General features: G+C 74.4%; 12 protein-coding genes. 8 read left to right on the top strand and 4 right to left on the bottom strand.

Translation table 11 applies throughout. The annotated features are described in order from the left end of the window. Positions 1-30: 30 nt before the first annotated feature. The 3 genes from IE308_RS29620 to IE308_RS29610 all read left to right on the top strand — a co-directional run bounded on the left by IE308_RS29620 (position 31) and on the right by IE308_RS29610 (position 3,076). The gene (locus tag IE308_RS29620) at positions 31-990 is read left to right on the top strand and encodes an ATP-binding cassette domain-containing protein (protein ID WP_190220284.1); all 960 of its coding nucleotides are present in this window, start codon (positions 31-33) and stop codon (positions 988-990) included. Beyond that, positions 987-1,763 carry an ABC transporter permease gene (locus tag IE308_RS29615; protein ID WP_110627130.1) on the top strand — a complete coding sequence of 259 codons (777 nt, stop codon included), beginning with the start codon at positions 987-989 and terminating at the stop codon, positions 1,761-1,763. Before IE308_RS29620 ends, IE308_RS29615 begins: the two co-directional genes overlap by 4 nt. 116 nt (positions 1,764-1,879) lie before the next feature. Continuing rightward, the gene (locus IE308_RS29610; protein ID WP_229909249.1) at positions 1,880-3,076 is read left to right on the top strand and encodes a CaiB/BaiF CoA transferase family protein; all 1,197 of its coding nucleotides are present in this window, start codon (positions 1,880-1,882) and stop codon (positions 3,074-3,076) included. 18 nt (positions 3,077-3,094) lie between these two features. Here the strand turns inward: IE308_RS29610 and IE308_RS29605 are convergent, their stop codons facing one another. The 3 genes from IE308_RS29605 to IE308_RS29595 form a co-directional block, all read right to left on the bottom strand. Next, a complete protein-coding gene (locus tag IE308_RS29605; protein ID WP_110627131.1) occupies positions 3,095-3,370 on the bottom strand; it encodes a hypothetical protein in 276 nt (91 codons plus the stop codon). 126 nt (positions 3,371-3,496) lie between these two features. Beyond that, the gene (locus IE308_RS29600) at positions 3,497-4,306 is read right to left on the bottom strand and encodes an anti-sigma factor (protein WP_190220282.1); all 810 of its coding nucleotides are present in this window, start codon (positions 4,304-4,306) and stop codon (positions 3,497-3,499) included. After that, positions 4,303-4,845 (bottom strand): sigma-70 family RNA polymerase sigma factor, encoded by a 543-nt coding sequence (locus IE308_RS29595; RefSeq protein WP_110627133.1) that lies wholly within the window; start codon positions 4,843-4,845, stop codon positions 4,303-4,305. The genes IE308_RS29600 and IE308_RS29595 overlap by 4 nt, the downstream gene beginning before the upstream one ends. Positions 4,846-5,064: 219 nt before the next feature. Between IE308_RS29595 and IE308_RS29590 the strand changes: the two genes are divergently transcribed. The 4 genes from IE308_RS29590 to IE308_RS29575 all read left to right on the top strand — a co-directional run bounded on the left by IE308_RS29590 (position 5,065) and on the right by IE308_RS29575 (position 11,486). Continuing rightward, the gene (locus IE308_RS29590; protein ID WP_190220281.1) at positions 5,065-6,597 is read left to right on the top strand and encodes a DUF4331 domain-containing protein; all 1,533 of its coding nucleotides are present in this window, start codon (positions 5,065-5,067) and stop codon (positions 6,595-6,597) included. Between the two features lie 104 nt (positions 6,598-6,701). After that, on the top strand, positions 6,702-8,243 hold the full coding sequence (locus IE308_RS29585) for a tetratricopeptide repeat protein (protein WP_190220280.1): 1,542 nt from the start codon (positions 6,702-6,704) through the stop codon (positions 8,241-8,243). Then, positions 8,240-9,805 (top strand): HoxN/HupN/NixA family nickel/cobalt transporter, encoded by a 1,566-nt coding sequence (locus tag IE308_RS29580; protein ID WP_190220279.1) that lies wholly within the window; start codon positions 8,240-8,242, stop codon positions 9,803-9,805. The genes IE308_RS29585 and IE308_RS29580 overlap by 4 nt, the downstream gene beginning before the upstream one ends. A gap of 43 nt (positions 9,806-9,848) precedes the next feature. After that, positions 9,849-11,486 (top strand): serine/threonine-protein kinase, encoded by a 1,638-nt coding sequence (locus IE308_RS29575; RefSeq protein ID WP_190220278.1) that lies wholly within the window; start codon positions 9,849-9,851, stop codon positions 11,484-11,486. Between the two features lie 27 nt (positions 11,487-11,513). Here the strand turns inward: IE308_RS29575 and IE308_RS29570 are convergent, their stop codons facing one another. Continuing rightward, complete coding sequence (locus IE308_RS29570) at positions 11,514-12,320, bottom strand: SGNH/GDSL hydrolase family protein (protein ID WP_190220277.1); 807 nt, start codon at positions 12,318-12,320, stop codon at positions 11,514-11,516. Between the two features lie 220 nt (positions 12,321-12,540). On the opposite strand from IE308_RS29570, the gene IE308_RS29565 reads away from it, so the two are divergent. Next, entirely contained in the window at positions 12,541-12,957 is a 417-nt protein-coding gene (locus IE308_RS29565) for a hypothetical protein (RefSeq protein WP_229909245.1), read from the top strand. Positions 12,958-13,015: the final 58 nt, after the last annotated feature.

Raw genomic sequence — 13,015 nt, 5'->3', positions numbered from 1 at the left:
ACGGCGTACGTAGTGCGCTATGGTCCTGCCATGACTTCTACGTACGCTGTACTGAGTGAAGGTCTGGAGAAGCGCTTCGGCGAGGTGCGGGCCCTGCGCGGGCTCGATCTGGCCGTGGCCGAGGGAACGGTCTGCGGGCTGCTCGGGCCGAACGGCGCGGGCAAGACCACCGCGGTGCGGCTGCTGACCACGCTGCTGCGCCCGGACACCGGGTCGGCCCGGGTCGCGGGGCACGACCTCGTCCGGGAGGCCGCCGAGGTGCGGCGCCGGATCGGCGTGACGGGGCAGTACGCCTCCGTCGACGGCGATCTGACCGGGCGCGAGAACCTGCGGCTGTTCGCCCGGCTGCACCGGGTGCGCGGTCCGGCCGCGCGCGCCGACGAGCTGCTTGAGCGCTTCGGCCTCACCGAGGCCGCGGACCGCCCGGCGTCCACCCTGTCGGGCGGCACGCGCCGTCGGCTGGACCTGGCGGCGAGCCTGGTGCGCCACCCGCAGGTGCTCTTCCTGGACGAGCCGACGACCGGTCTGGACCCGGCGGGGCGGGCGCGGATCTGGGACGCCGTCCGGGAGCTGAAGAGCCAGGGCACGACCGTGCTGCTGACCACCCAGTACCTGGAGGAGGCCGACCAGCTCGCCGACGACATCGCCCTCGTCGACCACGGGCGCGTCGCCCACACCGGCAGCCCCGCCGAGCTGAAGGCGGCCGTCGGCGCCCAGGCCGTGGCGGTCGTCGCCGACGCGGACGCGCTGCCGGGCGCGGCGGCCGTGCTGGACCGGCTGACCGGCGCGCGCCCGTCGCTCGACGCCGAGCGCCGGACGGTGGCGGCCCTCACCAGGGACACCACCCTCACGCTGCCCCGCCTGGTGCGCGAACTGGACGCGGCGGGCGTGCCGTTGCTCGACGCGAGCATCCGGCCGCCGACCCTGGACGACGTGTTTTTGCGGCTGACGGACCGCGCGGTGGCGGGCACCGCGGAGGTGGCGGCATGAGCGCGCTCGCTTACGACGGCACGGTGCTGCTGGGCCGGCAGCTGCGGCGGCTGCGCAACAACCCGGGGCTGGTGATCCTCACCCAGACCATGCCGGTGACGATGCTGCTGTTCTTCGGGTACGTCTTCGGCAGCGCCCTGGCGATGCCCGGCGAGCAGTACCGGTCCTTCCTGGTGCCGGGCCTGCTGGTGGCCACGGCCGCCAACGGCCTGATGACCGGCATGTTCCAGGCCGCGCAGGACGTCCACCGGGGCGTGACCGACCGGCTGCGCACCCTTCCGGTCAGCCGGGCGGCCGTCCCGCTCGGCCAGGCGGCCGCCGACCTCGTCGTCACGGCCGCCGGGACGGTGCCGTTCCTGCTGGTGGGCCTGCTGGTGGGCTGGCGTGTGGAGGGGTCGGCGGCCGCCGCCGCGGGCGCGCTGGGCCTGCTGCTGCTGTTCCGGTTCGCCTGCACCTGGGCGGGGATCCTCCTCGGGCTGCTGTCCCGCAGCGAGGAGGCCGCCGGGCAGCTGGGCAGCGCGACGTTCATGCTGCCGCTGCTGTCGAACGCGTACATCCCGGTCGACGGCATGCCGGGCTGGCTGCGTGCGCTCGCCGAGTGGAACCCGATCAGCGCGCTGACGACGGCCCTGCGGGACCTGTTCGGCAACGCGCCCGTGCCGAGCGGCGCGGCCTGGCCGGTGGCGCATCCGGTCGCCGGGTCGCTGGTGTGGTGCGCGGTGCTGATCGCGGTGTGCGCGCCGCTCGCCGTGCGCAGGTACGCGCGGGCGTGAGACACGAGGACGTGCGGGCGTGAGACGCAGTTACGCGCGGAGGTGAGACGCAAGTCCTTTCGGGCGTGACAAGCGCGTCATGACAGAACCGGGGCGGGCGGGACATGATCCAGGCCATGGACCAGCTGCCGCTGCCCCTGGAGGGCATCACCGTCGTCACCGTCGAGCAGGCCGTCGCGGCCCCGTTCGCCACCCGGCAGCTCGCCGATCTGGGCGCCCGGGTGATCAAGGTCGAGCGGGTCGACGGCGGTGACTTCGCCCGTGGTTACGACACCGCCGCCCGCGGCCTCGCCTCGCACTTCGTGTGGTGCAACCGGGGCAAGGAGTCGGTCGCCCTGGACCTGAAGGACCCGCGCGGGCTGGACGTCGTGCGGCGGCTGGTGGCGGACGCGGACGTGTTCGTGCAGAACCTCGCGCAGGGCGCGGCGGCCCGGCTCGGCCTGGACGCCGCGACGCTGTGCGCGGCGCATCCGCGGCTGGTCGCGGTGGACATCTCCGGTTACGGGGCGGGCGGGCCGTACGCGGACAAGCGGGCGTACGACATGCTCGTGCAGTGCGAGGCCGGACTGGTGTCGGTGACGGGCACCCCGGAGCAGCCGGTGAAGGCGGGCATCCCGGCGGCCGACATCGCGGCCGGCATGTACGCCTTCTCGGGCGTGCTGGCGGCGCTGGTGCGGCGGGGCGCGACCGGGCGGGGCGGCCCGGTGGAGGTGTCGATGCTGGAGGCGCTCGCCGAGTGGATGGGGCATCCGCTGCACCACGCGCTGCACGGCGGCACCGCCCCGGAGCGCACCGGGCTCGCGCACGCGGTCATCGCCCCGTACGACGCCTATCCGACGGCGGACGGCGGGCGGGTGCTGCTGTCGGTGCAGAACGACCGGGAGTGGGGGCGGCTGGCCGAACAGGTGCTCGGCAGGCCGGAGTTGGGGGAGGATCCGGCGTTCGCCACGAACGCGGCGCGGGTGGCGCACCGGGCACGGACGGACGCCCTGGTCGGGCAGGCACTGGGCGGGCTGGACGCCGACGAGGCGGTACGGCGGCTGGAGGCGGCGGGCATCGCGTGCGCGCGCCTGAGGGATGTGCACGAGCTGGCCGGGCATCCCCAGCTCGCCGCGCGGGAGCGGTGGCGGGAGGTGGGCTCCCCGGTGGGGCCGTTGCGGGCGCTGCTGCCTCCGGTCACGCTGCCGGGCGGGGAGGAGCCGCGCATGGGGGACGTGCCCGCGCTCGGGGAGCACACCGGGGCGGTGCTGCGCGCCGTGGGGATGACGGACGACGAGATCGCAGCGCTGCGCCGGGACGGTGTGGCCGCCTGAGCGCGGGGCGTCAGGACGTCAGTGCCGGTGGCTGCCGAAGAGGGAGCGGCGCAGTCGGCGCAGGGGCGCGAAGAGCGAGACCCGGCTGACGCGGGCCCGGCTGCCGGTGCTGCGGGGCGTGGTGTCACGCGTGGTCAGTTCGCGCATGAGCGTGGTCGCCTCGACCGTCTCGCGCTGCGGTATGGCGGGGCCCGCCAGCACCGACAGATGGCGGTCGAGGCGCGAACTGGTCGCGCTGCTCCCGCAGGTGATCGCAGGGACCCTCGCCCTGCTGCGCATCGTTATCTGCTCCATGTCACTCCCCACCCGTACGAGTCCGCCCGGCCCGGGCAGAGTAACCCTATCGCCCCGTCGGGGCACTCGTGTATCGCGGTAGCAGGATTCACCTTCCCCGTAAGGGGGTTGACGACGCCTGGACGATTACTCTCCGAATCCGACCGATTCCAGGGCGAGTTGGACAATGGGCTGGCCGGTGGGCCGAGGTGACCCTCCGTCGGGCTCGACGGTCACTGCGAGTGATGTCGCGGACTTCTCCAGGCCGTCGGCGAGCAAGGGCGTGTCGCCGCTGAAGAGGCCCAGGGAGCGGGGCTGTGCGCCGGGGCGCATGAGCCACAGCTGGTGGACGCGTCCGCCCGGCGGGGTGCCGTACCCGCGCAACGTCACCACCGCCCGCCCCGACGAAGCGGAAGCGATCACTCCGATGCTGTGTCCCTCGGCGTCCGTGCCGGTCGCCGCCCGCGCGTCGGGCGCGGCGAGAACGTGGGCGATCTCACGCGACCGGTCCCGCTCGGCGTTCAGCTGGTCCTGGGTCCGGCCCGCCTGGACGGCGAAGAGGGCGGCGACGACGAGCGCCGCGGCGGCGGTCGCCGTGGCGAACGGCACCATCAGGGGGCGCGGCCGGGGCGCACGGGTGCGCCGCGGCGGCGGCTGCGTGCCCCAGACGTGCGGCGGCAGTTGCGGGGTGTGCTGCTCCCGCGCCGCTTCCTGCGGGGTGGCGCGTACGGCGGCCAGGACCCGCTCGCGCAGCGCGGGCGGCGCGGGCGCGGCCGCCGACCAGGCGAGCCGTACCGCGTCCTCGGCGAGGGCGCGGACCTCGGCGGCGCAGCGCTCGCAGCGGGCGAGGTGCCTCTCGAAGCGGACCCGCTCGGCGGGTTCGAGGGCGTCGAGGGCGTAGGGCGCGGCCAGCGAGTGCGGGTCCTCGCGGCGCAGCAGCCGGTCGAGCAGGCTCATGCGGCACCTCCCAGGCACTCGCGCAGCCGGGTCAGCCCGTCGCGCATCCGCGTCTTGACCGTGCCGAGCGGCAGCCTCAGCCGTTCGGCCACCTCACGGTAGGTGTAGCCGTCGTAGTAGGCGAGGGTCACGGACTGGCGTTGCAGGGCCGTGAGCCGGTCCAGGCAGCGGCGGACCCACTCGCGCTCCAGGCCGGCCTCGACCTCCTCGGAGACCTGGTCGAAGGGGGTCGCCCCGGCGCGCAGGGCCTCGCGCTGTTCGCGCTCCCCGGCCGCGCGGGCGCTGCGCACCCGGTCGACGGCGCGGCGGTGGGCGAGGGTGAGCACCCAGGACAGGGCGCTGCCACGGCCGGGGTCGAACCGCGGGGCGGAGCGCCACAGTTCGAGCAGCACCTCCTGGGCCACCTCCTCCGCCTGGGCGGCGTCCCGCACGACCCGCCGGACCAGGCCGAACACCGGCCCGGAGACCAGACCGTACAGCTGCTCGAACGCGTTGTGGTCCCCTCCCGCCACCAGCAGCAGAAGCTCGTCCGCCTCCACGCCGTCCCCCTTCCGCCGGCCGCACCGGCCCCGTCCCGCCACACCAGGCATTCGCACGCAGGCACACCTCCGGTGGGTGTTACGGATCGGCGGCCCCAAAACGCGGGTCCGGGACGGGAAAAGAACCTCGGAAAAAAATCTTCCGGCCGACCAATCCGCCCCGCGCGCCGCTTCGAATGTCCGGTCACCAAGGCAAGTCGGCAACTGAGGACGGACGGCATGACATCTGACTCCAGGAGCGGGGCGGCGCGCAGGAGCGTCGCGGCCCTCGTCTGCGGTGCGCTGGCCGCCGGGGGGCTCGCGGCCGCCGGCGTCGCCGCGCTGGCCCCCGGGGAGGCGTCCGCCTCCAGCCACCGCGAGGCTCCGCTGATCTCGGGGACCCCGCAGTACGACAACACCGACGTGTACGCGTTCGTCAGCCCGGACAAGCCGGACACGACGACGATCGTCGCCGACTGGATCCCCTTCGAGGAGCCGGCCGGCGGCCCGAACTTCTACACGTTCGCCGAGGACGCCCAGTACGACCTGCACATCGACAACGACGGTGACGCACAGGGCGACCTGGTCTTCCGCTACACCTTCAAGACGCACGTGAAGAACAAGAACACCTTCCTGTACAACACGGGCACGGTCGACAGCCTCGACGACCCGGATCTCAACGTCACCCAGACCTACGACGTCGACCTGCTGAAGCTGAGGCACCAGCGCGTGATGTCCAGGACGAAGCTCGCGGACGACGTGCCGGTGGCCCCGTCGAACGTCGGCAAGGCGTCCATGCCGGACTACGCGAAGCTGCGGCACCAGGCGGTGCACAAGACCGCGGCCGGCGCGAGCACGTTCGCCGGGCAGGCCGACGACCCGTTCTTCCTCGACCTGCGCGTCTTCGACCTGCTGTACGGCGGGAACCTGTCCGAGGTCGGCAACGACACCCTCAAGGGCTACAACGTCAACACGATCGCCCTCCAGGTGCCGAACCACATGATCACCGAGTCGATGCACCAGCCGGTGGTCGGCATCTGGTCCACGACCCAGCGCAAGAACGCCCACGGCGACTGGACGCAGGTCTCCCGGCTGGGCAACCCGCTGGTGAACGAGGTGGTCAACCCGCAGAAGGACAAGGACCGGTTCAACGCGTCCGCGCCCTGGGACGACGCGCAGTTCCTGCCGAACGTCACCAACCCCGAGCTGCCGAAGCTCATCGAGGCGATCTACAAGATCAAGGCACCGGCCGAGCCGCGCAACGACCTCGTCGACGTCTTCCTGAAGGGCGTCGAGGGCCTCAACCAGCCCCCGCACGTGCGCCCTTCGGAGCAGCTGCGCCTCAACACCTCGATCAAGCCGGCGATGCACCCGAAGCGGCTCGGCGTCCTGGACGGCGACAACGCGGGCTTCCCCAACGGGCGGCGGCTCACCGACGACGTCATCGACGCCTCGCTGCAGGTCGTCGAGGGCGAGCTGGTCGGCGCGAAGAACGACCTGGGCGACGCGGTCGACAAGAACGACAAGGAGTTCGAGAAGGCCTTCCCGTACGTGGCCCTGCCGACGGAGGGCTCGCGCGGCCCGCTCGCCAAGGGCACCAGCGGGGACGCGGACGTGCGCAGCCAGCTCGGTGACGCGCTCCAGCCGGCCGGCGCGGACGGCTCCCCCGACACCACCCTGATCGCCGCCTCGGCGGCCTCCGGCGCGGCGGGCGTCCTGCTGATCGGCACCGGCCTGGCCTGGTGGCGCCGGCGCATGCAGCGGCCGTACTGACCGCACCGCCCCACCGACCGGCGCGGCCCGTGAAACCTCCCGTCCCCCACGGCACGGGCCGCGCCCCCGACGTCCCTGCACAGCACGCCGAACGAGGAGGGGGCATGGCCCCGCGCACGCACGACACCGGCCAGGAGCGACAGGCCACCCGTCCGCTTCGGCCGGGCCCGGAGACAGGGCCGGGTCCGGCCGAGGGCGCCGAGAACGCCGAGAACGCGAAGAGTGCGAAGAGTGCCGAGAGCGCGAGGAGTTCGGGCGGCACCGACAGCACCAGGGAGGCCGCCCCGAGCGCGGCTCGGCGTGTCGCCGCCGTGCGGCGGTTCCGGGACGCCGGGCGGCGGGCGCGGGGGCTGGTGGGGTGCGGGCTGTTGCTGGCCGTGGCGTTGAGTGCGGGGGCCGTGGCCGTGGGGAGCGTGCGGGACGGCGGGGGCGGCGTCGCCGTCGCGGCGCCCGCCGGTGCCGACCCGGCCCTGCTCGCGGGCGGGGATCTGGACGCCCAGGTCGCGGGGCTGCAGGAACGGCTCCGCTCCCAGCCAAGGGACTACGGATCCTGGGCCACGCTCGGGCTCGCCTACGTCGAGCAGGCCCGTACCCAGGGCGACCCCTCGCGCTATCCGCAGGCCGAGCGGGCGCTGCGGCGCTCGCTGGAGCTGCGGCCCGGAAACGACGCCGCCCTGGCCGGCCGGGCCGCCCTCGCCGCCGCCCGGCACGACTTCACCGGCGCCCTCGCCGACGCCGAGCGCGCCCTGGCGCGGAACCCCTACAGCGAACGCGCGCTGTGCAGCCGTATCGACGCCCTGGTCGAGCTGGGCCGGTACGCGGAGGCCGCCCGCGCCGCCGATCTCGCCGACGCGCGGCGGCCCGGCATCCCGGTGTTCACGCGGTACGCCTACGTCCGTGAGCTGCGCGGCGATGTGACCGGCGCGCGCCGCGTGCTGGAGCAGGCCCTGGCGTCCGCGACCGCCCGCGGCGACGTCGCGTACGTCGCCGGCCAGCTCGGCCAGCTCGCCTGGAACCAGGGCGACTACCGCGGCGCCCTGCGGCACTACGCCCGCGCGCTCGCCGCCGACGACACCTACCTGCCCGCGCTGGAGGGCCGGGCCCGCGCCCGGGCCGCGCTCGGTGACCGCGCGGCGGCCGTGCGGGACCTGGAGCTGGTCGTCTCGCGCGCTCCGCTGCCCGGCTCGCTGGTCGCGCTCGGCGAGCTGTACGAGGCGGGCGGCGAACGGGAGAAGGCAGGCGAGCAGTACGACCTGGTCGGCGCCTGGGCGGCGCTGGCCCGGGCCAACGGCGTCGACGCCGACCTCGACACCGCGCTCGCCGCCGCCGACCACGGCGACGCCGCCACGGCCCTGCGCGCGGCCCGCGCCGAGTGGGCCCGCCGGCACACCGTGCACACCGCCGACGCCCTCGCCTGGGCGCTGCACGTCAGCGGCCGGGACGCCGAAGCCCTCCCCTACGCCCGGCGCGCCACCGCCACCGGCTACCGCAACGCGTCCTTCCTCTACCACCGCGGCGTGATCGAACGCGCCACCGGACACTCCGCCGAGGGCCGCGCCGCGCTCACGGCGGCTCTGAAGCTCAACCCCGGCTTCTCCCCGCTCGGCGCCCGCGCCGCCCGCACCGCGCTGGAGGCCGGCCGGTGACCGTCCGTCGGTTCCTCGCCTCCTGCGCCGCCGTCCTCACGACCGCCGCCGCGATCGCGCTGCTGCCCGCGGCCTCGGCGCACGCGCACCCGCTCGGCAACTTCACCGTCAACCGCTACGACGGCCTCGTCGCCGCCCCCGGAGTCCTGCGCGTCGACCACGTCGAGGACCTCGCCGAGATCCCCGCCACCCAGGCCAAGCCCGCACTGCGGCGGCTCGGTCGGGACGCGTGGGCGCGGCAGCGGTGCCGGGAGGCCGCCGAGGGCAGCACCGTCACCGTCGACGGGCGCGCCGTCGCCCTGACCGCCGAGAGCGGCCGGGTGCTGGTGCGGCCCGGGCAGGCCGGGCTCGACACCCTGCGCGTGGAGTGCCGGCTGACCGCTCCCCTGCCCCGCGCGGACTCCGTCGCCCTCGCGTTCCACAGCGCGGGCGCCGACTCCGGCCCCGGCTGGCGGGAGATCACAGCGCGCGGCGACCGGACCACCCTCACCGCCTCCGACGTGCCGGAGCGGTCCGCCTCGCGGCGACTGACTCAGTATCCGGGGGAGTTGCTCTCCTCCCCCGCCCACACCGTCACCGCCTCCCTGCGGGTACGGCCCGGCGGCCCGGCCCTGGCCGAGGAGACGACCGACGCCCCCGCCGCGTCCGTGCTGCCGCGCGGCGCCGACCGCTTCACCCGTGCCCTCGACTCGCTCGTCGCCCGGCACGACCTCACCGTGGGCTTCGCGGCCCTCGCCCTGGTCGTCGCCGTCGGCCTCGGCGCGCTGCACGCCCTCGCCCCGGGGCACGGCAAGACCCTCATGGCCGCGACGGCCGCCGCCCGCGGGGGCCGCGCCCGGCTGACGGACGTGCTGCCGCTGGCCGCGTCGGTCACCGTCACCCACACCCTCGGCGTGGTCGCCCTCGGCCTCCTCGTCACCGCCGGTTCGGCCGCGGCGCCCTCGGTGATCGCCTGGCTGGGCATGGCGAGCGGCGCCCTGGTCATGGTGGCGGGCGGCACACTCGTACGACGGGCACTGCGGGGGCGGGCGCAGGGGCACGGCCATGGCCATGGCCACGGGGATGCGCACGACCATGACCACAGCCATAGCCACAGCCACAGCCACGACCACCCCACCGCCGACCCCGACGGCGCTCACGAGCACCCCCACGACCACGACCACCCCCACCCCCACGTCCACACCCACGGCGGCGTCCCCCACACCCACCCCGTCTCCCCCACCCTCCGCGGCACCCTGCTCCTCGGCTTCGCCGGTGGGCTCGTGCCCAGTCCCTCCGCGGTCGTCGTGCTGGTCGGCGCGGCGGCGCTCGGGAAGGCCTGGTTCGGGCTGGTCCTCGTGGTGGCCTACGGCGCCGGGCTGGCGCTGACGCTCACCGCGGCCGGCGTCGCCGTCGTCCGGCTGGGCGGTGGCATGGCCCGGCTGCTGGAGCGGCGGCCCCGGTGGACCGCGCACCCGCTGGCGGGGCTGGTGCGGCGGGTCGCGCCGCTGGGGTCCGCGTCGGTCGTGGTGGCCCTGGGAGCCGGATTGGTGCTCAAGGGGGCGGCATCGGCACTCGGCTGAGCTACCTTCGTGGAGAACGTGGAGAAACAGACAGTTCGCCCGGATGCGAAATGGGGGCACCGTGTCCGAAGAGCCGGGCCGTGAACGGGTGATCTCGGGCCGCTACCGTCTGCTGTCCCCCCTCGGCGAGGGCGGGATGGGCACGGTGTGGCGGGCCCGTGACGAGGTGCTGCACCGCGAGGTCGCCGTCAAGGAGGTCCGCGCCCCGGCGGGGCTGCCGGCGTCCGACGTGGAGCGCATGTACGCCCGGCTGGAGCGCGAGGCGTGGGCGGCGGCCCGGGTCGCGAGCCGCAACGTGGTGACGGTGTACGACGTGGCCACACAGGACGGCCGGCCGTGGATCGTGATGGAGCTGGTGCGGGGCATCTCGCTCGCCGAACTCCTGGACGCCGAGGGCCCGATCGCCCCGCAGCGGGCCGCGCACATCGGCGCCGAGGTGCTGGCCGCGCTGCGGGCGGCGCACGCGGTGGGGGTGCTGCACCGGGACGTGAAGCCCGCCAACGTGCTGCTGTCCAACGACGGCCGGGTGGTCCTCACCGACTTCGGCATCGCGATGGTCGAGGGCAGCTCCGCGCTGACCATGACCGGCGAGGTGATCGGCTCGCCGGAGTTCCTCGCCCCCGAGCGGGCGCTGGGCCGCACGCCGGGCCCCGAGTCGGACCTGTGGTCGCTGGGCGTGCTGCTGTACGCGGCGGTCGAGGGCCACTCCCCCTTCCGCCACGACACACCGCTGAGCACCTTGCGCGCGATCGTCGACGACGAGCTGCCGCCGCCGCGCCGGGCCGGACCGCTCACGCCCGTGATCGAGGCGCTGCTGCGCAAGGACCCGGCCGAGCGGGTGCCCGCCGAGACGGCCGAGCGGGACCTGCGGGTGATCGGGGCGGGCGGCACCGCACGCACCGGCGCGGCGGCCGGTCTGCCGTACGCGCCCACGACCGCGGCGCATCCGGAGCGGCCGGGGCCGACGCCGCCCCTGCCGATGCCCGCGCCGGTGCCGGTGGTGGAGACCGGATACGGGGAGCCGGAGGAGGAGCGAGACCGCGGGCGCCGGTCGGCCGTCGTGCTGATCGCGGGGCTGGCCGCGCTGGCGCTGGCGATCGGCGGGCTGACGTACACACTGCTCGACCGGGACGGCGGGGGCGGGCACGGGGGCACCGCGGGCGCGGCGAGCAGCAGCCGCGGGGCGCCCGCGACCACGCCGACGACACCGACGCCGACGCCGAGCGAGACCAGGACGACCCCGGAAGCGACGCCGACGCCCACCCCGAGCCGAAGCACCTCCAGCCCTCCCCCGCAGACGGTCCACGTCAGCGTGGCCGGCGCACACACGGAGTACTCGGGCAGCTGTCCGCCGCCGCGGGAGCAGGCGCCCGCCTTCACGGCGACGTTCACGGTGGGGCGGCTGCCGGCGCGGGTGGACTACCGGTGGGTGGCGCGGGACGGGGAGGTCACCGACCCGGGCTGGAAGACGCTGTCGTTCCCCGAGGGCGGCGGGCGGACCCGGCAGGACCGGGTCACCGTGACGACGTACGCGGAGAGCGGGACGTACGAGAACGCGATCGGTGTGGAGGTGCGCTCGCCGGTGCACACCTCGTCGGAGAAGGTGACGTTCTCGGTGACGTGCGTCGAGGAGACCCCGTCGGGCGGGGCCTCCTCTCCTGCGCCCGGTGCGACCCCCTGAGGGGGCGCGAGCGCGGCCCGTAGGGGATCAGGCCGCGTTCGTGAGCACCGGCAGGTAGCCGCCCGAGTGGCCGGCGGCGGTGGGGTGGTACGACTCGCCGATGTTGAGCCAGTTGAGGCTGTTCAGCCACGAGCTGCCGGAGCAGATCTCGTGCCCGGTGAAGGTGGTGCGGACGTCGCCGAAGACGAAGCCGTGGTCGGCGGCGCGTTTGGCGATGGCGCTGTCCAGGTAGTCGGCCGCGTCGTTGATCGCGGCCCGCTTGGTCTCGGAGAGGCCGAGGCAGACCGTGCCGAGCTGGTAGAAGCGGGGGTAGCCGAGCACGACGACGCGGGCGTTGGGTGCCTTGCTGCGGATCGCGGAGTAGACGGTGTCGAGCTTGCCCGGCAGGGTCGAGTCGACGTACGCCTTGGCCGTGTTGATGCGGGAGAGGCAGGTGCTGTCGGAGTTCAGCACACAGGTCGTCATGACGTCGGCGAAGCCTGCGTCGTTGCCGCCGACGCTGATCGACACGAGGCCGGTGGAGCTGCTGAGCCCGCCGAGCTGACTCGCCAGAACTTCATCCGTTCGGGCGCCCGAGCAGGCGGCGAAGGTGAACGAGGACGGGGCGTGGGCGGCGTTCCACAGGTACGGGTACGCCTTGGTGCTGCGCTTGCAGTCGCCGCTCGAGCTGATGTAGCTGCCCGTGCCGACGCCTGAGGAGTAGGAGTCGCCGAGGGCCACATAGCCGCCGGAGACGGCGGTTTCGGAGGCCTGTGCCGCGGCGGCCCCGGTCAGGGCGGCACCGACGGCGAGGAGGAGCGAGGTGACGAAAACGACAAAGCGGGAACGTCTCATGGAACCTCCCTTTAGCAGGATCTCTGCCAGAACTTTGGTAGCAGCTACGCGTGTTGACAGGAAGTGTCCATGTCAAAAATATTATTGACGGCGCGTCAAATACGGGGTGCCGGAGAGGGCGGGGACGGCCGGGCCGGACGGGTTCCGCATCTTGACGGCCCGTACGGGGCTGCGCGACATTGAAGCCCGGCATCCGGCGCTTCGGGGGGAAAAGTCGGCAATGCAGACCATCCGCATCAGGACAGGTTCATCAGGCCCGCCGGACGGCACCGAAGCGGAACCGCCGGTACCGCGCCGGGACCTGTCACCGCTGCTCGCGGGCGCCGCGACGGCCGTCGCCGTGTGCGGCGCGCTGCTCGTGTTCACCGGTTCGGCCTCGCCGCTGCGCGGCCCGCTCACCCTGTTCTTCCTGCTCGCGACCCCGGCCGCGGCGATCGCCGCCGCGCTGCGCGGGCTGGATCCGTTCGGTCGGACCGTTGCCGCGGTTGCGGGCGCGATCGTGATGAACATGCTGGTGGCCCAGGGCATGCTCGCCGTACACCGCTGGTCGGTGCGCGGCGGGGTCGCGGCCGTGACCGTGATCAGCGCGCTTGTGTTCCTGCTGGTCCTGCTGCGGCGGTGGCGCGGCCGCACCTGAGTGTGCGTGCGCAACGAGCAGATCGCTCAAGCGGATCGGACAGATCCGTTCGAATTCA

This window comes from Streptomyces griseosporeus (assembly GCF_014656055.1).
In the GTDB taxonomy this organism is placed as follows: domain Bacteria; phylum Actinomycetota; class Actinomycetes; order Streptomycetales; family Streptomycetaceae; genus Streptomyces; species Streptomyces griseosporeus.
The sequence above is the reverse complement of the archived record's forward strand: the minus strand, read 5'-3'. Positions and strand labels throughout refer to the sequence as shown.

Bases quoted from the DNA above. Each gene is read 5' to 3' on its own strand.
- IE308_RS29600 (WP_190220282.1), bottom strand. From the start codon at position 4,306: ATGAGCCTGCTCGACCGGCTGCTGCGCCGCGAGGACCCGCACTCGCTG.
- IE308_RS29585 (WP_190220280.1), top strand. From the start codon at position 6,702: ATGGCCCCGCGCACGCACGACACCGGCCAGGAGCGACAGGCCACCCGT.
- IE308_RS29620 (WP_190220284.1), top strand. From the start codon at position 31: ATGACTTCTACGTACGCTGTACTGAGTGAAGGTCTGGAGAAGCGCTTC.
- IE308_RS29565 (WP_229909245.1), top strand. From the start codon at position 12,541: ATGCAGACCATCCGCATCAGGACAGGTTCATCAGGCCCGCCGGACGGC.
- IE308_RS29570 (WP_190220277.1), bottom strand. From the start codon at position 12,320: ATGAGACGTTCCCGCTTTGTCGTTTTCGTCACCTCGCTCCTCCTCGCC.
- IE308_RS29610 (WP_229909249.1), top strand. From the start codon at position 1,880: ATGGACCAGCTGCCGCTGCCCCTGGAGGGCATCACCGTCGTCACCGTC.
- IE308_RS29605 (WP_110627131.1), bottom strand. From the start codon at position 3,370: ATGGAGCAGATAACGATGCGCAGCAGGGCGAGGGTCCCTGCGATCACC.
- IE308_RS29615 (WP_110627130.1), top strand. From the start codon at position 987: ATGAGCGCGCTCGCTTACGACGGCACGGTGCTGCTGGGCCGGCAGCTG.
- IE308_RS29590 (WP_190220281.1), top strand. From the start codon at position 5,065: ATGACATCTGACTCCAGGAGCGGGGCGGCGCGCAGGAGCGTCGCGGCC.
- IE308_RS29575 (WP_190220278.1), top strand. From the start codon at position 9,849: ATGCGAAATGGGGGCACCGTGTCCGAAGAGCCGGGCCGTGAACGGGTG.